Source organism: Sphingopyxis sp. (assembly GCF_036675685.1).
Lineage (GTDB): Bacteria > Pseudomonadota > Alphaproteobacteria > Sphingomonadales > Sphingomonadaceae > Sphingopyxis.
Window position 1 is genome coordinate 1 of sequence record NZ_JAKFEM010000005.1, and the last position, 18,735, is coordinate 18,735.

Here is an 18,735-nt window from a genome sequence, read left to right on the forward strand (position 1 = left end):
GGACCTTGGACTTCACCTTCTGGGGAGTCCGGCCCTTGCGGACCAGCTGGTTGATCGTGGGCATGAATGCTTCACCTTTAAATGTCCGCCCATCAAAGCGAACGGTTACTGTACTGCGGTGGATGAAGCTCCGGTCCGTAACCCACCAAAACTGGCGGAAAAGGCCGACCTGATAACAGCAAAAGACCCCGGGGGAATCGCATTGATCCTCCGGAGGCTCCATCCGCGCCAGCAATGTTCAAGCGCTGTTGCAACTGAAAGAGGCAGCAAACTGCCCTTTTCGGTCGAGCGCGCCCCTAGCGGTGATTCCCTCCCCGGTCAAGGGTGCGGTCAAGGGCGAAGCAAGATTGTTGCGCCGCTCGGGCTGGGCTAACGGTCGGCAATGCCCGCCGTCCGCCACGCCAGCTTTGCCCCGCATGCCGCGCCCGACACACGGCTGCTGATCCTCGGTAGCCTGCCCGGCGCGCGCTCGCTCGTCGCGCGGCAATATTACGCACATCCGACGAACCAGTTCTGGCGGCTGCTCGGCGAGGTCGTCGGTATGCCATTGGCGGCGCTCGCCTATGACGACCGGCTGGCCGCGCTGCGCGAAGCCCGCGTCGGCCTGTGGGACGTCATCCGCACCGCCGAGCGGCGAACGAGCAGCGACAGTGACATCCGCGAGGCCGACCCGCACGACCTCGCCGCGTTGGTGGCGACGCTGCCCGACCTCCGCATCGTCGCGTTCAACGGCGGCAAGGCCGCGGCGATCGGACGGCAGCAGTTGCCCGCGCCGAAGGGCGTCACCCTGATCGATCTGCCGTCGAGCAGCGCCGCCAACACCCGCGGCTATGCAGCCAAGCTGGAGGAATGGCGGGCCCTGCGCGACACCCTGACCGACTGAGCGTCACTCGACGACTTCGCCGCGTGCCATCACAAAATCGACCTTCTTGAGCACCGTCACATCGGCGATCGGGTCGCTTGCCACAGCGATGATGTCGGCGCTCTTGCCCGGGGCGATTGTCCCGATCTCGTTCGACAGGCCGAGGAGGTCGGCGGCGTTGACCGTCGCCGCCACCAATGCCGCGGTCGGCGTCATGCCGTTCTGGACCATCAGCTCGAACTCGTCGCCGTTGCGGCCGTGCTTCGACACGCCCGCGTCGGTGCCAAAGGCGATGCGCACGCCGCGCGGGACAAGCTGCTGCAGGCTCTTGCCCGTGATCGAGATGCGCCACTGGATCTTGGCGAGCACGTCTGGTTCATAGGCGTTGGCATTGGCGGCGATGCGTTCCTTATATCCGTTCACCGTCGACAGCGTCGGGACATAATAAGCTTTCGACTTCACCCAGGCGGCGATCGTTGCTTCGTCGAGGATCGTGCCATGTTCGATCGAATCGGCGCCGGCATCGAGCGCCAGCCGGATGCCGTCGGCGCCATGCGCGTGGACCGCGACTTTCTTGCCGAACATATGCGCGGTGTCGACGATCGCCTGCGCCTCGTCATCGAACATCTGCTTGCCGAGGCCAGCGCCGATCCGGCTGTTGACCCCGCCGGTCGAAGCGAATTTGATCACGTCGGCGCCGCGGCCGATCTGCAGCCGCACCGCGCGGCGGCAGTCGTCGGCGCCGTTGCACGTGTTGCCCGCGCCCGCGAAGAAGGGGCGGAGCTCGTCGCGATAACCGAGCGATCCATCCATATGCCCCGCGCTGCCCGAGATGCTGTTGCCCGCATCGACGATGCGCGGCCCCTGCACCTTGCCCGCGGCGATCGCATCCCTGAGTGCCAGCGTCGCGCCGTCGCCGTCGCCGAGGTTGCGCACGGTGGTGAAGCCCGCGCGTAGCGTCTTCATGCCATTGGACTCGGCATTGAAGGCCTGTGCCGCGGGGCTGAGCGTGATCTCCTCGAGCTGCCCGGCGAGGCCGCCGGCATCGCTGGTCAGATGGACATGGCTGTCGATGAGGCCGGGGAGGACATATTTGTCTTTGAGGTCGATGACGGTCGCGCCGGGGTCGGCGGGTTGATAGCCGTCGACGATCGACACGATCTTGCCGCCCTCGACAATGATCGTCGACGCGCCGCGCGCGGATTTGCCCGGTTCGGCGAGAAGCTGGCCGGCGTGAATGAAGGTGCGCGCGGGCGCTTGCGCCGCCAGTGGCGCAGTGACCAACGCCCCGGCGAGTGCAAGCGGGAAGAAAAATATCGGCTTCATCTGCGCATCCTCTGTTAGTCGTTCGGGACGGTTAAAGCCGATCAGAAGCCCATCGTAAAGCGCAGCGCCGCACCGCGGTCGTCGGGGAGCGCGGCGATATGGCCGGGGTCGCGCCGCCACCAGGCGTTGGCAGTCAAATCGCCACCAAGAAGCGCGACGAGATAGCTCGCCTCGACCACCAGTTCGCGGCCCGTCGGGGCAAGATGATAAGTGCGGCGGCCGAAATCAGTGCGGCCGCTGGCATAATCATGCGCGACCGGGAGCATCAGGTCGATACCGCCGCGCGACACGCGGAGCGGCTGCGCGAAGCGGAGCGCGGCGCGGTCGCCCGAAGTGAGTAGCCCGGCCTTGGCGATATCGACCGAGAAAGCCGACGACCAGAGCGCGCCGCCCGCGACGAGGCCATGGCTGTCGGGGCGCGTCCACATCTGGCGCCACGCGGCGGCAACTTGCCAATCATCGCGCATATCGAGGATGAGGCTGGCATCGCCGACAAGGCTGGTCGCGCCGCCGGCGCCGAAGACGGGGCCGAGGCGGGCGCCGAGGAGGCTGTCCGATTCGCGCAGCCAGCTGGCGCCGAGCGCGGTGCGGACGGAGCCGAAGCGCGCGTCCCATGCGGCGCCGACGCGCTGGTAGCGGCTGTCGCGGCCCGAGCGGTAGCGGAGGAGGGGGTCGTCCTGCCAGCGCGAACCCGATACCCATCCGCTTTCGGCAGTTACATTAACATATTGATTATAAGATATATTATATCGGAGAAGGGTACCAATACCGGGGCGGGCGGCAAAGCCGAGCCCTTCGTGCGCCGCGTCGCCGATCAGCATCGCATGCCCCGATACGCCGCGCTCGCCCGCGAGCAGGCCGTCGACGCCGCGCCCGGCGGCGAAACCCAGACGGGTGCGTGTATCGAGGCGGGTGACGACCGAGGCGGCGAGGGTGCGCGCGCGTTGCGCATCGTGGAAGGAGAGGCCGGCGAGCGCGTCGCCGTCGCCCACGCCCGGCGCGGTGACGAGCGACAGCGCGGTCGCTTGGCTCGCGGCGCTCTGCTGGCGCACGAGCCCGCCGAGCGCGCCCGACAGCCTGAAGTCGGGGCGGCGCTGGCGCAGCGACTGGCCAAAGTCGACGCTGAAGGCGCGGCCAAATCCGTCGGACACAAGCCCGACCGTCGCCCCGGGACGGTTCGCACCGGCATCGCCCATCGGGCCGCCGAGCATGCCGAGCGCGGTATCGAGCCGGACCGCGGTCGACGTCCCCGCGAGCGTCGTCGCCCCCACCGGCTGAAAAGCGCGCGCGATGTCGAGGATACCCTGACCGAAGACCGCGTCATCGCCCGCCGCGCCCGCGTCGCGCGCCGATTGATAGAGCAATTGCACGATCTGCTGGCTCGAAAGATTCGGAAAGGCCTGCGCGAGCAGCGCCACCGCGCCCGCGACCTGCGGCGCCGCAAAGCTGGTGCCGTTGAGCAGGAAAACGAAACCGCCCTCGGTCTTCAGCACACCATTTTCATAGGCGCAGCAGACGCCCTCGCCGAGTGCCGACAGATAGGAGCCTGCATAAGCCCCCGCGCGGTTGCTGAAACCCGAACTCGCGCCATTTACGTTGACCGAGCCCGCGATAATGACGAGCCCGCCGCCCGCGTCGCGCATCCCCTGCGCGAAGGGCTGGGGCGTGTTCGGATCGTTGCCGTTCGCGGTGGTATCGCCCTCGTTCCCCGCCGACAGGATGACGACGATCCCCGCCGCGGTCGCGCGCGCCACCGCGGCGCGGAGCGTCGCGCCGGGCGCGTCCTCGCCGCCGAGCGAGATGTTGACGACACGCGCGCCCGCGCTGACCGCGCGGTCGAGCCCTGCGGCGATCGCCGTTTCGGGAAAGCGGCAGCCGCTTTCGTCGTTCGACGGATCCTCCGTCGCGCAGCTGCCCGGCCGGTCGGCGCGCAGCACGAGCAGATTGGCGTTGAAGGCGATTCCCATGGTGCCGGCGTCATTTTTTCCGCCGAGCAACACCTGCGCGACATTGGTGCCATGGCTTCCCTCGCCATCGATGCCGCGCGATCCCGCAACATCGGCCGAAGCAGGCGAGATGCGTCCGGCGAATTCGGGGCTGTCCTGGTCGATGCCGTCGTCGATCACCCCGGCGAGAATATTCTGCCCCGTCGCGCCCGCCTGATAGGCGGTGATCGCGCCGTGGAAGTTGACCCCGTCGGAGCGGCGAACCTCTGCAGTGTTGAAATTGCCCGTCGGCGGCGGAGTGGGCGTGGGGGTTGGTGTCGGCGTGGGAGTCGGTGCGGGAGCGGGCGGCGGCGCGGGGGTCGGCGCGGGACGCGCGCCGCCGCCGCCGCAGCTGGCGAGCGACAGCGCTGCGATGCTCAGCAGAATGGGCAAAGGCCGCCCTGCCATCCATCGGATGCAGCTGCGTCGGTCCGCGTCGGCCATGGCCGTTCCCCTGACTTTTGTCATCCCGGCGAAGGCCGGGATCTCGACCTCTCTCGTTTTGACGCGCCGTTGAGATCCCGGCCTTCGCCGGGATGGCGGTCAAGATAACATCTTCCGATCTTGCGCCATAGACGTTGCCGGAAGGTAAAACGGACTGCCTTGCCGCCACACGCCGCAGCCTTTATGCGGCCGGGCACCATGCCCGCGCCGCTCGACCATATCGATTGCTGGATCTTCGATCTCGACAATACGCTCTACCCGCCGTCGGCGAAGCTGTTCGACCTGATCGATGCGCGCATGGGCGCCTTCATCATGCGGCTGCTGAACGTCGACGCAGTCGAGGCACGGCGGGTGCAGAAGCAATATTTCCACGACCATGGCACGACGATGGCCGGGCTGATGCGCCATCACAACGTCGACCCCGAGACGTTCCTGGTCGATGTCCACGACATCGCGCTCGACCGGCTGACGGTCGACGCGCGATTGCGCGCCGGGCTCGCGCGGCTGCCCGGCCGACGCCTGATCTTTACCAATGCCGACGCGGACTATTCGGCGCGCGTGCTCGAAGCGCGCGGGATCGCCGACCTGTTCGACGGCATCTGCGACATCCGTATCACCCGTTACACGCCCAAGCCCGACCCGGCCGCCTATGCCGCAATGGTCGCGCATCTGGAAATCGATCCGGCGAAAAGCCTGTTCGTCGAGGATATGGCGCGCAACCTGACCCCGGCAAAAGCGCTGGGAATGACCACCGTCTGGCTGGACAATGGCAGCGAAAGCGGCCATCGCGACCACCTGCCGGACCAGGTCGATTTCCACGTCAACGACATCGCCGACTGGCTCGATAGCCTGCCTTTACCATGGGGAATTTCATGAGCACCGACCTGCAAACCACGATCGAAACCGCATGGGACGCGCGCGACACGCTGGGCCTGACAACGCAGGGCGCGGTGCGCGAGGCGGTCGAGACCGCGCTTGCCGGACTCGACGACGGCAGCTTTCGCGTTGCGGAGCGCGACGCCGGCGGCACGTGGCAGGTCAACCAGTGGCTGAAGAAGGCGGTGCTGCTGTCGTTCCGCCTCAACGACATGGAACTTATCGAAGGCGGTCCCGGCGGCGCGCGCTGGTGGGACAAGGTGCCGTCGAAATTCGCCGGATGGGGCGAGAACCGCTTTCGCGACGCGGGTTTCCGCGCCGTCCCCGGTTCGATCGTCCGCCGCGGCGCCTTTATCAGCAAGGGCGCGGTGTTGATGCCGAGCTTTGTCAACATCGGCGCCTTTGTCGGTGAGGGGTCAATGGTCGACGCATGGGCGACGGTCGGCAGCTGCGCGCAGATCGGCGCCAACGTCCATCTGTCGGGCGGCGCCGGGATAGGCGGCGTGCTCGAACCGCTGCAGGCCGGGCCTGTCGTCATCGAGGACGGCGCGTTCATCGGCGCGCGCGCCGAAGTCGCCGAGGGCGTGATCGTGCGCGAGGGCGCGGTGCTGTCGATGGGGGTCTATCTGGGCGCGTCGACCAAGATCGTCGACCGCGCGACGGGCGAAATCTTCATCGGTGAGGTGCCAGCTTACTCGGTCGTCGTTCCCGGCGCGATGCCGGGCAAGCCGCTGCCCGACGGCAGCCCGGGGCCGTCGCTGTACTGCGCGGTGATCGTCAAGCGCGTCGATGCCAAGACGCGCGCGAAGACGGGGATCAACGAACTGCTGCGCGATTGAGGCAAATAATCCTCCCTATGGCTTCGCCACAGGGAGGATCAATTCCGACACTCGTCGAACTGCACCGGGCATTGGTAGACATGGAATAACAATAAAATTATTGCGAACTATTCGCGATTGGGGAGGCCATCTGTTTCGATAGCGGCCGCGAGGGGGAATTATGTCGGCCGTTCTTCACGGGTCATCGCTTGCCATTGCGGCCTTGCTGTCGGTCGCGCCGGTCGCGGCGCAGGAATCCACCGGCGACGCGCCGCCCGCGATCCCCGTTCCGGTGAATGGCGCCGAACGCTATACCCCCACCGACTTCGCGCGCTTCGCGCCGCGCACCGCGCTCGACATGGTCGAGAAGGTGCCGGGCTTCCTGATCGTCACCGGAACCAACGGCGGCGATCGCGGGCTGGGCGCAGCGACCGAGAATGTGCTGATCGACGGCGCGCGCATCGCCAACAAGTCGACCGACGCGCGCACCGCGCTGGCGCGCATCGCCGCGGCGGAGGTCGCCTATATCGACATCGTCGACGGCGCCGGGCTGAACGTTCCGGGGCTGACCGGACAGGTCGCCAATGTCGTGCTGATCGCGGGCGCGGGAAGCGGCGGATTCAAGACCACGATCCGCTGGCAGCCCGAATGGCGCCCGCGGCTCGAGAAGAACTGGCTGAACGGCGAGATTTCGACGACGGGCAAGATCGGCGGCACCAACGTAACGCTGAGCCTGAAGAATGAAGCGAGCCGTAAGGGTCACTGGGGCCCCGAACAGGTTTATGACGGGGGCGGCGTGCTGCTGTTCACGCGCGACGAGTTCGGCGCCTATGACGGCGAACGGCCACGGCTCGCGCTGGCGCTCGCGCGGACGACGACGGCCGGCAACAAGTGGAATTTCAACCTCGGCGGCCAGTTGCAGATACTCGACGAATCGGTACGCGGCACCTCGGTCCGGCCCGCGAACGGTACGGTGCGCGAGACGTTCAAATTTACCGAAGACGAGCATAATTTCGACATCGGCGGCGATTATGAGCTGGGGCTGGGCAAGGGCCGGCTCAAGCTGATCGGACTTTACCGGTTCGAGCATAGTCCGTTCGTCGACAGCTTCATCGTCGAGCGCGAGATCGGCGGACGCAGTGGCGAGCGCTTCAAGCAGACCGCCGACGAAAGCGAATCGATCCTGCGCGGCGAATATAGCTGGCGCACCGCGGGCGGCACCGACTGGCAGGTCGCGCTCGAGGGCGCGTACAACACGCTCGACGTCGACGCCGAGCTCGCGACGCTCCAGCCCAATGGCAGCTTCCTGCCCGTCGTCTTCGGCGGTGGAAAGACCCGGGTCGAGGAAAAGCGCGGCGAGGCGTCGCTGACCTGGGGCCGGTCGCTCGCCCCCAATTTGACCGCGCAACTCAACCTCGGCGCCGAATATAGCGAACTGACCTCGTCGGGTCCGGGCGGGCTGACGCGCAACTTTATCCGGCCGAAGGGCAAGCTCGCACTGGCGTGGAAGGTCGGCGCGAAGACGACGATCAACTGGTTCGCGCAGCGCCGCGTCGACCAGCTCGACTTTTTCGATTTCGCGAGTTCGGTCGATGTCGCGAACGGGCAGGGCAATGGCGGCAACGGCCTGCTCGTCCCGCCGGTGGTCAATCGCACCGAGCTCGAATTTGTGCAGGACATGGGCGCGTGGGGCAATGCCTCGGTCGCCTTCGCTTATGCCTATGCGCAGGATCTCGTCGACCAGATCCCGCTGTCGCCGACGACCGAGGGCCGCGGCAATCTGCCGCCCGCGCATCTCTATCGCATCAGTTCGAAGGCGACGCTGCTGCTCGACCGGCTGGGCTGGAAGGGCGCGCGGATCAACAGCGACCTGACCTGGCGCCGCAACCGCGTGCGCGATCCGCTGACCGGGCTATGGCGCGACCAGAGCGAGGGGCAGGAATATATCGTCGATCTGTCGCTGCGCCACGATGTCCCCGGCACCAATCTCGCGTGGGGTGCGGGCTATTTCGACGAACGCTACAGCCCGAACCTGCGGCTCGGCGCGATCGAGCATGAATATACCGACGGGCCGTTCGTCACCGCCTTTGTCGAGCACAAGGATGTCGCGGGCTTCACCGTGAAGCTGTCGTACCGCAACCTCGCCGGAATGCGGGACGGGTTCGATCGCACCGTCTTCGTCGACCGGCGCGACGGGCCGATTGCGTTTAGCGAAAGCCGCCAGCGCAAGTTCGGGCAATATTTCCAGCTGACCGTGACGGGGACGCTTTAATCGTTCCGTCATTGCGAGTGAAGCGAAGCAATCCAGAGCGGTTACCGCACACTCTGGATTGCCGCGTCGCTTCGCTCCTCGCAATGACGAAGTAGGCTTATCGCTCGCTGAGGTAATAGCGTTCGCGCGCGGTCAGATCGTCGTTCAGCTCATAGACGATCGGCTGCCCCGTCGGGATTTCGAGCCCGGTGATGTCGGCGTCCGAAATGCCCGACAGATGCTTGACCAGCGCGCGCAGGCTGTTGCCGTGCGCCGAGATCAGCACCGTCTTGCCCGCGGCGAGCTCTGGCACGATCGCCGCTTCATAATAGGGGAGCACGCGCGCGATCGTGTCCTTGAGGCTCTCGGTCGAGGGAATCGCGATGCCGGCGTAACGCGGATCGTTCGCAAGATCATATGGCGAACCGGCATCGAGCGGGGGCGGCGGGATGTCGAAGCTGCGGCGCCAGATCTTCACCTGATCGTCGCCGTGCTTCGCCGCGGTCTCCGCCTTGTCGAGCCCGGTGAGACCGCCATAGTGGCGCTCGTTGAGGCGCCAGTCCTTGGTGACGGGGAGCCACAAACGCCCCATCGCCTCGAGCGCGAGGTTGAGCGTCTTGATCGCGCGCGATTGGACCGAGGTGAAGCCGATGTCGGGCGCGATCCCCTTGGCCCTCATCAGTTCGCCCGCGGCCCACGCCTCGGCCACGCCCTTTTCGGTGACATCGACATCCCACCAGCCGGTGAAGCGGTTTTCGAGATTCCACTGCGACTGGCCGTGACGGATGAGGATGAGCTGGGGCATGGACTGTCCTTCGATTGGAGAGGATTCGCCGCCCCATAGCGCGGCGCGAACGGCAGGGCCACCGCTCCCCTTGAAATGATTTCTTTGCATCCCAGATTCGGATCATCCGGTCGCCGGAACGGGGCCGGGTGGCGATCGCGGCACAGGCGCCGCGGTCGCAGACTTCGCTTTTTCAAGGAAGGAATGACCCAATGCGTAACAGTTTCGACTGGACCCCCTATCGCCGCTCGACCGTCGGGTTCGACCGGCTGTTCGATTTCCTCGAGACGGGCGGTTCGGGCGCCGAAAATTATCCGCCGTTCGACATCGAAAAGATCGCCGACGACCATTTCCGCATCACGGTTGCGGTCGCGGGATTCAAGTCCGACGAGATCGATATCACCGCGCAGCAGAACATGCTGACCGTCAGCGGCCGCAAGGCGCCGGTCGCCGAGGGCGAGGAACGCCAGCTGCTCTATAGCGGCATCGCGACGCGCGCGTTCGAGCGCCGCTTCCAGCTCGCCGATTTCGTGCGCGTGGAAAAGGCCGACCTGTCGGACGGGCTGCTCGCGATCGACCTGGTGCGCGAAGTGCCCGAGGCGATGAAGCCGCACAAGATCGCGATCGGCGGCGCCCAGCCGGTAATCGAGGAAAAGAAGGCCGCGTAACGCACCCTTCGCCACAATGCCCCGTGGGGCATCACCAACGGGGTCCGGAGTCCCTTCCGGGCCCCGTTTCCGTTTAGGCAGCTTGCCCGACAAGCGATGCGTCGTGGCCGAGGCCGCGTCCTTATTTGTTTCGCACAAAGACACGAAGAGGAAGCTGTGAGCCGTCAGGCTCTTCCTTTCATCGACGATGCGCCTTGATGCGACGTCGCAAGGAAAAGGTCGCTTCGCGGCAAACGCGACATCTTCGTGTCTTTGTGCCTTTGTGCGAAACTCTCTCAGAGCATCCGCGTCATGAAGCGGCTGAACGGGTCAGGCTTGTAGTCCGCAAAGGGTTCGCAGTCCTGAAACCCATAGCGCCGATAGAGCGCGAGCGCGGGTTCGAACGCCGGGCCCGACCCGGTTTCGAGGCTGAGCCGCTTCAGCCCCCGGCCGCGTGCCTCCACCATGATATGGTCTAGCATGCGCGCCGCGACGCCTTGCCGCAGGAAAGCATCCGACGTCCGCATCGACTTGATCTCGCCATGCGCCGCGCCCAGCATCTTGAGTGCCCCGCATCCCGCCAGCTCATCGCCGCGATGGATCGACCAGAAGGTCACATCGGGCGCATTGAGCCCGTCGAAATCGAGGAAGTGGCAGCTGTCCGCCGGCGAATTTGCCAGCATCCCCGCAAAATGCTGTTCGAGCAGCGCGCGGATCGGCGCGCCCGACAGATCGTCGACGACGATCCGCCAGGCCCCGATCGCATTGGGACTCACAGCATCTGGTCGAGCGTCTGAAGGCATGCGTGCGCGAGCAGTTTCGAGCGTTCGGGCGACCAGCCGGCGACAGGGTCGGGCAGGTCGCGATTGTCCTTGAACGGCATTTCGATCGTCATCGACACCCCGCCGAAGCGTTCGGCGAGCTGCGTCGTCGACATCGAGAGATTGGCTTTGCCCGGCGCCGATTCGGCATAGCCCAGATCGACCTGGAAATCGGGGGTGTTCGCGGCGAGTGCCGCCTCGAACGCCTTGTACTTGTCGGTCTGCTCGGCCTTCAGCGACGGAATACCCTCGAAGCCCGCGATAAAGACCGCGGGGATCGCCTCGTCGCCATGGACGTCCATCGCCCAGTCGACGCCGGTCTCGTCCATTGCATTCCGCACGCATAAAACTTCGGGGCTGCGCTCGGCGGTCGGCTCGTGCCATTCGCGGTTGAGATTTACCCCGGCAAAATTGGTGCGCAAATGTCCGCGGCACGACCCGTCGGGATTCATGTTCGGGACGATATGGAAGCGGCATTTCTGCAGCAGCGAACGCGCGTGCGGGTCGGCGGGGTCGGTGAGCTTTTCGAGCGCGCCTTCCATCCACCATTCGGCCATGCTCTCGCCCGGATGCTGGCGCGCATAGAGCCAGACCTGCGTATCGCCGCTGCCCATTTCGAGGCAGTCGATCGGCTGGCCCTCAAGGCTGGTGCCGAGGCAGCGATAGGTGACGCCTTCGCACTCGGCAACCGAGGCGATAAGGTCGTGATGACGCTCCATCGAATAGGGCGCGAAATAGGCGAGGTAAAGGATCGGGCTTTCGGCGGTGTGACGGATCGTCAGCGTGCCGGCTTCATAGTTGGTGTCGAGGCGGAACCAGTTTTCGCGGTCGGTGCTCGCGCAGGCGGCGTAGCCGGGCCAGCCGTCGGGATAGGCCGAGGCGTCGAGGCCGGTGATCGCGAGTTCGAGCGCGTCGCCCACCGCGCACGACACGCGGAAGTGAAACCACTGGAAGAAATCGGATTCGCGATCCTTGCGGATGGACAGGCGGGCCGAGCTGCCGTCGATGCTGTCCACGACGATGTTGCCGCTGTCGAAAGCGGCGTTGATGCTGATAGTCATTTGACGCTGATAGTGCGTCCCGATTCTCCGGGGAAGTCCTTGAATAAGGCTTCGGCCAATTTCGCCGCGGCGAGCGACGGCTGCGACGCGGGCGCCTTCACCGGCACCGCGGCAAGCGCACGGCCTTCCCATAGGGCGCGGCCGCTGGCGCTGTCGTCGATGCGCACCGCAAGCTGAAGATCCTGCATCTTGCGGGGTCCGCCGCCGAGGTTGAGCCCGATGCCGAGCCCGACCCCCGAGCCGTAACTGCCCGTCGAACCACCGACCCCGACCGAGACCGGCGAACGCTTCGCGACGCTCTCTCGATCCATGCGGTCGAAACCGATGCGGACTTTAAGCGGCGCGCGCGCGCCGTCGGGCGCCGCGACCAGCCCCTGCAATTGCAGCTGTTGTTCGACCGCGGTGCGATAGCTGTTCCATTCGAGCGACGGCTGGCTTGTGCCAACCATCGCCGCGGCATCGCCGAGCGGCGCGCTATCGACGGTATAGCGCGTGCCCGGCGCCCAGCCCGCAGGGGCGGCGGCGTGGAACCGGGTAACTTCGACCGGCGGGACCGCGGTGGCGCAGCCGCCGAGCGAAAGCGCCGCTGCGCAAAGCAGGGCGACGGAAAGAGGACGCGTCATCCCCGCATCATGCGCCACGAAATATGGCTTGGCAATGAACGGGATGTCTATCGCTTCGTCATGCCGGGCTCGACCCGGCATCCATCGACGGTGGCGCGGATGGACCCCGGATCAGGTCCGGGGTGGCGAATGGGAGGGGCGCGGTTTGTGCCGCACCAATCGCCTCAGCGATAGAAGATGTGATTGTCGATTTGCGCGACGCGCGTCTTGCGCCAGCCCGGCGAGACGTAGCGTGCGTGAAAGAAGAGCGCGCCCGGCGCGTGATTCTTCCAGCTGCCGTCGCGTGCGATCTGCGCGATCGCGACGGCATTGTTCCACTGCGCGCCATTACGGATCGCGGGCATCTTGCCGCCGCGTACGAAGCTGAACTGGCTCTTCTGGTGCACGACGCCGCAGAGGCTTTTGGGAAAGCGGCCCGACTGGGCGCGGTTGATCACGACATGCGCGACCGCGAGCTGGCCGGGGAGCGATTCGCCGCGCGATTCGAAATAGACCGCGCCGGCGAGGCAGCGCAGTTCGGGATCGAGGTCGGCGGGACGCGGCGTCGCAGCCACGAGCTCGGCGAGCGAATCGGCGGTCAACGGAGCCGGCTTCGGCTCGGCGACAGGCGCTTCGTTTTTTTTGTCGATGTCATCGATCGGCGCTTCGGCCTCGGTCGACAGATCCGCCTTTTCGGCCGCGGCCGGCGCGTCGGCGCCCGGCAGGACGATAGCGGGGATATTGGCGTCGGCGGCAAGATCGCTTGCAAAGCCGGGTTCAGCCAAAAACAGCATGGTGGCGGCGGTCATGCCGACGGCAGCCACGCTGGCTCCATTCAAAATGCGACTCATATTGTCCGTCAAAAGTGCGGCCGATGAACCGAACCTCTCAAAACAGGTGGGGGGCTAGGGCCCAATTTCACCTGCGGTCATCGTCCGACTGCGTGTCCAAACCGTTTTGCCGGGGCATCAAGGCGATACAACCCACGGAACGACCTACGCGTTATCGAATGCGCGCCACTTATTGTGCGCTGCAACAGAGTCAAGTTAACGCGGCCCACTCCGCGACGAGTTGTGGCGCATCTGCGATGTCCAGTTCAATCAGCCACATGTCGGGATCGGCCTGGCGCCGCCGATCCTGATAATTTGCGCGCGATTCCCCATCATTGGGGTCGTCCGGACCAACGGCCTCCCAGATATAGTGGCCGCCCGCCGAAAAGCGCCGTTCGAGCAGCGGGCCGGGCTCGCCGCGATCGGTGCACTGAACGAGGATGATTCCCGACGTTTCGTCGCCCTTGGCGAGAATCGTTGCAAAGCCGCCTGCCGCTTCGGTGCGACGCAGCAACAGATCGACGAGGAAACGGCTTTTCAGCCGCGCCACGGGAAGACTCGCTGCGCGGCTTTACGCCGCGTCACGCGCTTCGGTGTCGACGAGCAGCGCATAGAGCGCTTCGTCGTTCTTTGCGCCGCGCAGGCGTTCGGCGATCGCCTCGTTGCGCAGCATGCGCGACACGCCGGCGAGCGCCTTCAGATGGTCGGCGCCGGCATCGAGCGGCGACAGCAGGATGAAGAGCAGGTCGACCGGCAGGCCGTCGACCGCGCTGAAATCGATCGGACGCGAAAGTTGCAGAAACAGGCCGCGCACGCCGGTGAGGTCGGCCATCTTGGCGTGGGGCAGGGCGATGCCGCGGCCGAAGCCGGTCGAACCGAGCCGTTCGCGTTCGAGCAGCGCCTCGCTGACTTCGCCCGCGTCGAGGCCGAGCGAACGGCTGGCGAGATCGCCCACGAAGGGGAAAAGCGCCTTTTTCGAATCGAGCTGCACATGCGCGCGCACGGTCGCGGGATAAAGAAGGGAAGAAAGGTTCATCGGTCTGGTCAAATCTTGTAAAACGCCGGCCGCTGCCAAGTCATCTGCTGGCGAGCGATCGCGGATCTGTCGTGGCAGGCCCCCGCCATCCCGGCATCGGGCAGTGTTGGGCGCGGCCCTTATGCCGGTTGGCGAAGAAAATCCAGCCCTATCGTGGTTCGACCCAGCCGATCGTCCCGTCGTCGCGGCGATAGACCATGTTGTGTGCGCCGGTCTTGCTGTTGACGAACAGCAAGGCATTGGTGTTCCGAAGGTCGAGCATCATCACCGCATCGGACACGCTGCTGCTCGGGATATCGACGCGCGTTTCGGCGATGATCGCGGGCGCGTCGCCCGCATCCTCTTCGCCGCCGCCGTCGAAGACGATGTAGCTGGCATTATCCTCGATCTCGTCGACCGTCGGCGAAGGCTCGGCCGGACCGTTGTTGCGATCCTTCAAACGTCGCATATAGCGTCGCAGCTGCTTTTCGATGCGTTCGGCGGCGCCTTCGAACGCGACATGCGCATCCTGTGCCTGGCCATGCCCCTTGAGCACCAGCCCCTGCATTACATGCGCGACGATGTCGCACTGGAAACTGTCGTGCGGCCCTTTTCCGAAGGTCGCGTGCGCCCCGATCGCCCGCGAGAAATATTTGTCGGCAATCGCGTTCATCCGGTCCGACACATGCGCCTGGAGCGCTTCGCCGGTTTCGATCTGGTGGCCAGAGACGCGGATTTCCATTTTTCTTCTCCTCTATGGCCGGCGAGGTGACATCAAGCGCGTGTCATCACACCGTATCGAGCCACAGCGGCTGGGTGAGCCCTGTGACAAATTCGGCGTGGCGCGCGAGTTCGGCGGCCGACGCCATATGGGGACGGGGTTCGCGAAAGGGCCGTTCGGCACCGCGCGCCGCGGCGGGTGTAGCGACGGCAGCTGCGAATTCGGCGGCAGCGGCCGACGATGCCAGCCCGAGGCCGATCTGACGGCCGCCGGTCATTTCAATATAGAGATGCGCGAGCAATTCGGCGTCGAGCAGCGCGCCATGTTTGACGCGGTGGCTGCGGTCGATGCCATAGCGCACGCAGAGCGCGTCGAGGCTGTGCTTCGCCCCGGGGTGGAGCTTGCGCGCCATCTGCACGGTGCAGCACATGCGCGTCATGTCGAGCGCGGGGCGGCCGGCGCGCGCCAGTTCGGCGTTGACGAAGCCGAAGTCGAACGCGGCATTGTGCGCAATCAGCGGTGCGTCGCCGAGAAACTCCATGAGTTCATCGACGCGAGTCGCGAACAGCGGTTTGTCCGAGAGAAATTGGATCGACAGGCCGTGCACCGCTTCAGCCGCAGCGGGCATGTCGCGTTCGGGGTTGAAATATGCGTGGAAGGTGAGCCCGGTCTCACGGCGGTCGACCAGTTCGATGCACCCGATTTCGACCAGCCTGTCTCCGGTCTTGGGATCGAAACCCGTGGTTTCCGTATCGAAGATAATCTCTCGCATCAAGCTTCTAATCTGGACCCTATCGGGCACGGAAACAAGAGGCGATCGCCCGAATCTGGCGATGCGTCGCGCTTTTCGGCCGACCCGTTTCGATAATGAAATCAGCGCGCGCCCGCTTGACCCTGTCGAGCACTTGCAGTCGGCGTATCGCTTTCAGCTTGGCATAGGTCATACCCGGCCGACGCATCACCCGCCGCGTCTGCATCCAGGCGGGGGACGAGACGACCGCGATCGCGCCGACCTTTCGCCAGCCGCCCTTTTCGAAGAGCAGCGGGATGTCGAGGACAACGACGTCGCGTGCACGATGCTTCGCCAGGAATCGCTTTTGCGCCTTGCCGACCGCGGGATGGACGATGGCCTCGAGCGCGGCGAGTTCGTGCGTGTTGCCGAGCACCAGCAACCCGAGTTTCTGCCGGTCGACCCCCGCGGGGCCGGTGGTGCCGGGAAAGCGCGCCTCGATCGCCGCGACGAGCGCGCCGCCCGGCCCCTGGAGCCGATGCACCTCGGCATCGGCATCGAACACCGGCACGCCTTCGCGTTCGAACATCGCCGCCGCGGTCGACTTGCCCATGCCGATCGAACCGGTGAGGCCGAGGATGAAGGGCCGCCGCAGCCGCGAAGCGGGGCGCGGGCGATGCGTCATGCGGTCAGCAGCGCGCGCAATTCCTCGTCGCGGCCCTCGGGCGGCGCGGCGCCGAAGAACAGCTCGAAGGCGAGCGCGGCCTGGCCGATCAGCATGTCGAGCCCGTCGACGGTGTCGAGCCCGCGCGCTTCGGCGGCCTTGAGCAAGCCGGTCTGGAGCGGCGAATAGACGAGGTCGTAGACGATCGCATCCTCGGGAAGCGGCGACAGGTCGAGGTCGAGCGGCGGCTGGCCCGTCATGCCGAGACTGCTCGAATTGACGAGCAGCGATACCGGCGGAAGCGCGGCGTCGAGGGCGACGACATCGCCCTTGAGCCCGAAGGTTGCGAGCAGGCCCATGGCTTTCAGGGGCGAGCGGTTGAGGATCGTTACAGGACCGACGTTCGCGCGCGCCAGCGCGAACAGCACTGCCCGCGCCGCACCGCCCGCGCCGATGATCGCAACGGGGGTGCCCTCGAGATCGAGTTCGGCGAGCGGCGAATAGAAGCCCGCGGCATCGGTGTTGGTGCCGATGAGCGCGCCATCGGGTTGGCGCACGATGCTATTCATCGCGCCGATCGTGCCCCGGATATTTCCGGGGTCATCGACCAGATCCATCACCGCCGCCTTGTGCGGCATGGTGACGTTGCAGCCGCGCCAGTCGGGATCGGTGCGGCGCGCGGCAATATAGGCGGCGAGGTCTTCGGGCTTCACATGAGCGCGGCGATAGTCGCCTGCCATGCCCAGCGCATCGAGCCAGAATTTGTGAATCAGCGGCGACTTCGACTGGGCGATCGGGTCGCCGATGACTTCGGCATAGGGGATATTGCTCATGATGTGGCCAATCCCGTGGTGCGGAGCCAGGACAGCAAAGGGAGCATCGGCATGCCGATAATGGTCCAGGGGTCGCCCTCGACCCGGTCGAATAATTGCACGCCCGCTCCCTCGATTTCGTAACAGCCGACGGTCCAGCGGATGCTGTCCCAGTTGCGCGCCACATAGTCGGCGATGAAGGCGTCGGACAAGGGGCGCATCCACAGCTTCGCCTCGCCGATCGCGCGCCATATCGGCGCCCCGTCGCGCGCGGCGACCGCGGCGCTGAACAAACGATGGCGCGCGCCGGCCATGCGGCGCAGATGTTCGGCCGCCTCTTCGGGGTTCCCGGGTTTCGCCAGCATCGTCCCGTCGTCGAGCGCCAGCGTGCTGTCCGCGCCGATCACCGTGACGCCGGGCAGGCGCGACGAGATCTTGATCGCCTTCGCCTCGGCGAGCGCGTCGGCGATGTTGCGTGGCGTCTGGCCGGCTGCAAGCAGTGACGCCGTCAGCGCCTCCTCGTCGACATGCGCGGCGGTCGTCTCGAAATCGAGTCCCGCGGCGCGCAGCATCGCGGCGCGCCCGCTGCTTTGCGAGGCGAGGAGCAACGTCATGCGCTCGCGGCCGAGCGGTCCTCGACGAGCTTGATCACCGCCGCGGCGGTTTCCTCGATCGAGCGGCGCGTGACGTCGATCACCGGCCAGCCATTGTCGGCGAACATGCGCCGCGCATAGGCTAGCTCGGCCTTGACGCGCTCGTCGTCGACATAGCTGGTCTCAGGCGCCTGGTTCAAAGACAGGAGCCGGTTGCGGCGCACTTGCACCAGCCGGTCGAGCCCGGTGGTGAGCCCGACGATCATCGGGCGCTTGAGGGTGAACAGCGCATTCGGCGGCGGCGATTCGGGGACGATCGGGATGTTCGCGGTCTTGAAACCGCGGTTGGCGAGATAGATGCTCGTCGGAGTTTTCGAGGTGCGCGACACGCCGGCGAGGACGATGTCGGCCTGCTCCCAATTTTCCCAGCCGATGCCGTCGTCGTGCGCGACGGTGAACTGGATCGCCTCGACGCGCGCGAAATAAGCGGCGTCGAGTGCGTGCTGACGGCCCGGCCGCGCCTTGGCTTCCTGTCCGAGCATCCGCGACAGCGCATCGGTGACCGCGTCGAGCGCGGCGACCGTCGGCAGGTTGAGTGCGCCCGCGCGGCGTTCGAGGCTGACGCGCAGCTCGCCGTTGACGAGGGTGAAGAGGATCATGCCGGGGCTCGCCTGCACTTCGGCCATGATGCGGTCGAGATGCGATTCGGATCGCACCATCGGCCAGAAATGGCGCACCACTTCGACATCGTCGAACTGCGCGATCGCCGCCTTGGCGATATTTTCGAGCGTCTCGCCCGTGGAGTCGGATATGAGATGAAGGTGGAGCCGGCCCATCGCCGCACCATGGCGGGAAACCGCCGAAAAAGGCAAGCGGGGAAGCTTGCGCCGCCG

General features: G+C 65.9%; 20 protein-coding genes and 1 pseudogene. 5 read left to right on the forward strand and 16 right to left on the reverse strand.

Annotated elements, in window-relative coordinates; genetic code table 11:
• Nucleotides 1-235: pseudogene (locus tag V6M50_RS02185) on the reverse strand (hypothetical protein); the annotation flags it as partial.
• A gap of 147 nt (nucleotides 236-382) precedes the next feature.
• On the opposite strand from V6M50_RS02185, the gene V6M50_RS02190 reads away from it, so the two are divergent.
• The gene (locus V6M50_RS02190; protein WP_332816899.1) at nucleotides 383-883 is read left to right on the forward strand and encodes a DNA-deoxyinosine glycosylase; all 501 of its coding nucleotides are present in this window, start codon (nucleotides 383-385) and stop codon (nucleotides 881-883) included.
• A gap of 3 nt (nucleotides 884-886) precedes the next feature.
• Here V6M50_RS02190 and V6M50_RS02195 read toward each other — a convergent pair whose 3' ends face one another.
• Both V6M50_RS02195 and V6M50_RS02200 read right to left on the reverse strand, forming a co-directional pair.
• Nucleotides 887-2,188, reverse strand: coding sequence for a metal-dependent hydrolase family protein (locus V6M50_RS02195; protein WP_332816900.1), 1,302 nt, complete (start codon nucleotides 2,186-2,188; stop codon nucleotides 887-889).
• Nucleotides 2,189-2,229: 41 nt separating this feature from the next.
• Entirely contained in the window at nucleotides 2,230-4,566 is a 2,337-nt protein-coding gene (locus V6M50_RS02200; RefSeq protein WP_332816901.1) for a S8 family peptidase, read from the reverse strand.
• A 249-nt stretch (nucleotides 4,567-4,815) separates the two neighbouring features.
• Between V6M50_RS02200 and V6M50_RS02205 the strand changes: the two genes are divergently transcribed.
• The 3 genes from V6M50_RS02205 to V6M50_RS02215 all read left to right on the forward strand — a co-directional run bounded on the left by V6M50_RS02205 (nucleotide 4,816) and on the right by V6M50_RS02215 (nucleotide 8,583).
• Nucleotides 4,816-5,493, forward strand: coding sequence for a pyrimidine 5'-nucleotidase (locus V6M50_RS02205; RefSeq protein ID WP_332817143.1), 678 nt, complete (start codon nucleotides 4,816-4,818; stop codon nucleotides 5,491-5,493).
• Nucleotides 5,490-6,332: a 2,3,4,5-tetrahydropyridine-2,6-dicarboxylate N-succinyltransferase gene (dapD, locus tag V6M50_RS02210; protein WP_332816902.1), complete on the forward strand. Its 843-nt coding sequence runs from the start codon at nucleotides 5,490-5,492 to the stop codon at nucleotides 6,330-6,332. Before V6M50_RS02205 ends, dapD begins: the two co-directional genes overlap by 4 nt.
• Before the next feature lie 160 nt (nucleotides 6,333-6,492).
• Nucleotides 6,493-8,583 carry a TonB-dependent receptor gene (locus V6M50_RS02215; protein WP_332816903.1) on the forward strand — a complete coding sequence of 697 codons (2,091 nt, stop codon included), beginning with the start codon at nucleotides 6,493-6,495 and terminating at the stop codon, nucleotides 8,581-8,583.
• 97 nt (nucleotides 8,584-8,680) lie between these two features.
• Here the strand turns inward: V6M50_RS02215 and gpmA are convergent, their stop codons facing one another.
• On the reverse strand, nucleotides 8,681-9,367 hold the full coding sequence (gene gpmA, locus V6M50_RS02220) for a 2,3-diphosphoglycerate-dependent phosphoglycerate mutase (RefSeq protein ID WP_332816904.1): 687 nt from the start codon (nucleotides 9,365-9,367) through the stop codon (nucleotides 8,681-8,683).
• Nucleotides 9,368-9,558: 191 nt separating this feature from the next.
• Between gpmA and V6M50_RS02225 the strand changes: the two genes are divergently transcribed.
• Nucleotides 9,559-10,014: an Hsp20 family protein gene (locus tag V6M50_RS02225; RefSeq protein WP_332816905.1), complete on the forward strand. Its 456-nt coding sequence runs from the start codon at nucleotides 9,559-9,561 to the stop codon at nucleotides 10,012-10,014.
• A 275-nt stretch (nucleotides 10,015-10,289) separates the two neighbouring features.
• On the opposite strand, the gene V6M50_RS02230 is transcribed toward V6M50_RS02225, so the two are convergent.
• The 12 genes from V6M50_RS02230 to V6M50_RS02285 form a co-directional block, all read right to left on the reverse strand.
• The gene (locus tag V6M50_RS02230) at nucleotides 10,290-10,769 is read right to left on the reverse strand and encodes a GNAT family N-acetyltransferase (protein ID WP_332816906.1); all 480 of its coding nucleotides are present in this window, start codon (nucleotides 10,767-10,769) and stop codon (nucleotides 10,290-10,292) included.
• Nucleotides 10,766-11,875 (reverse strand): M14 family metallopeptidase, encoded by a 1,110-nt coding sequence (locus tag V6M50_RS02235; protein ID WP_332816907.1) that lies wholly within the window; start codon nucleotides 11,873-11,875, stop codon nucleotides 10,766-10,768. The genes V6M50_RS02230 and V6M50_RS02235 overlap by 4 nt, the downstream gene beginning before the upstream one ends.
• Nucleotides 11,872-12,498 carry a DUF4136 domain-containing protein gene (locus tag V6M50_RS02240; protein ID WP_332816908.1) on the reverse strand — a complete coding sequence of 209 codons (627 nt, stop codon included), beginning with the start codon at nucleotides 12,496-12,498 and terminating at the stop codon, nucleotides 11,872-11,874. Before V6M50_RS02240 ends, V6M50_RS02235 begins: the two co-directional genes overlap by 4 nt.
• A 164-nt stretch (nucleotides 12,499-12,662) precedes the next feature.
• Entirely contained in the window at nucleotides 12,663-13,328 is a 666-nt protein-coding gene (locus V6M50_RS02245; RefSeq protein WP_332816909.1) for a cell wall hydrolase, read from the reverse strand.
• A 190-nt stretch (nucleotides 13,329-13,518) separates the two neighbouring features.
• On the reverse strand, nucleotides 13,519-13,857 hold the full coding sequence (locus tag V6M50_RS02250) for a DUF1491 family protein (protein ID WP_332816910.1): 339 nt from the start codon (nucleotides 13,855-13,857) through the stop codon (nucleotides 13,519-13,521).
• Nucleotides 13,858-13,878: 21 nt separating this feature from the next.
• Nucleotides 13,879-14,343 (reverse strand): PTS sugar transporter subunit IIA, encoded by a 465-nt coding sequence (locus V6M50_RS02255; protein ID WP_332816911.1) that lies wholly within the window; start codon nucleotides 14,341-14,343, stop codon nucleotides 13,879-13,881.
• A 148-nt stretch (nucleotides 14,344-14,491) separates the two neighbouring features.
• Complete coding sequence (gene hpf, locus V6M50_RS02260) at nucleotides 14,492-15,064, reverse strand: ribosome hibernation-promoting factor, HPF/YfiA family (protein ID WP_332816912.1); 573 nt, start codon at nucleotides 15,062-15,064, stop codon at nucleotides 14,492-14,494.
• A gap of 46 nt (nucleotides 15,065-15,110) precedes the next feature.
• A complete protein-coding gene (gene dnaQ / locus V6M50_RS02265; RefSeq protein WP_332816913.1) occupies nucleotides 15,111-15,815 on the reverse strand; it encodes a DNA polymerase III subunit epsilon in 705 nt (234 codons plus the stop codon).
• A 19-nt stretch (nucleotides 15,816-15,834) separates the two neighbouring features.
• The gene (gene coaE, locus V6M50_RS02270) at nucleotides 15,835-16,458 is read right to left on the reverse strand and encodes a dephospho-CoA kinase (protein ID WP_332816914.1); all 624 of its coding nucleotides are present in this window, start codon (nucleotides 16,456-16,458) and stop codon (nucleotides 15,835-15,837) included.
• Complete coding sequence (gene aroE / locus V6M50_RS02275) at nucleotides 16,455-17,270, reverse strand: shikimate dehydrogenase (RefSeq protein WP_332816915.1); 816 nt, start codon at nucleotides 17,268-17,270, stop codon at nucleotides 16,455-16,457. The genes coaE and aroE overlap by 4 nt, the downstream gene beginning before the upstream one ends.
• Nucleotides 17,267-17,863 (reverse strand): Maf family protein, encoded by a 597-nt coding sequence (locus V6M50_RS02280; protein ID WP_332816916.1) that lies wholly within the window; start codon nucleotides 17,861-17,863, stop codon nucleotides 17,267-17,269. Before V6M50_RS02280 ends, aroE begins: the two co-directional genes overlap by 4 nt.
• A complete protein-coding gene (locus V6M50_RS02285; RefSeq protein ID WP_332816917.1) occupies nucleotides 17,860-18,678 on the reverse strand; it encodes a pyruvate, water dikinase regulatory protein in 819 nt (272 codons plus the stop codon). The genes V6M50_RS02280 and V6M50_RS02285 overlap by 4 nt, the downstream gene beginning before the upstream one ends.
• Nucleotides 18,679-18,735 lie beyond the last annotated feature (57 nt).